Source organism: Streptomyces sp. KR55, assembly GCF_052245645.1.
In the GTDB taxonomy this organism is placed as follows: Bacteria; Actinomycetota; Actinomycetes; order Streptomycetales; family Streptomycetaceae; genus Streptomyces; species Streptomyces flavusporus.
Window position 1 is genome coordinate 1 of sequence record NZ_JBQQCE010001028.1, and the last position, 540, is coordinate 540.

Sequence of the window (540 nt, forward strand, 5' to 3'; positions counted from 1 at the left end):
GGTTCACCGAGACCTCTTACGAGGTTCGGCGTCGGCTTCCTGCAGGACGTGGTAGGCGCGGGTGATCAGTTTGCGGGCGATGGCGGTGGTGGCGATCTTCTTCCCGCGGCGGTGTGCGATGGCCTGGCAGGTGCCCGCGAACTCGGGTGATCTCTTGGCGGTCTGGGCCGCCTCGCACAAGATCCACCGTAGCCATGCCGAGCCCTGCTTGGAGATGCGGCCGTGCCGGACGGTCAGATCCGAGCTGCGGACGGTGGGGGTGAGCCCGGCCCAGGAGGCCAGCTTGCGCGCATCGGGGAAGCGGGAGATGTCGCCGACCTCGGTGACGATCACCAGCGCGGTGAAGGTTCCGACCCCGGGCAGCCGGGTGAGGGCAGCTACCCGTGGATCACCGCGGGCCCGGGCGGCCAGCGGCTGGTCGACGACGGTGCGCGAGGCGTCCGGAAGATCCAGGCCCTCCAGCCACGCCCGCCCTGCGGCCGTGAAGCAGGCCCCGGGCCGCTCGAGACCGTGCTCGGCGAGCACGGCGTGGATGCGGTT

General features: G+C 71.1%; 1 protein-coding gene. It reads right to left on the reverse strand.

Annotated elements, in window-relative coordinates:
* Positions 1-3: 3 nt before the first annotated feature.
* On the reverse strand, positions 4-540 hold a 537-nt coding region (locus tag ACTWQJ_RS52155; RefSeq protein WP_443313319.1), incomplete at its 5' end, for a transposase.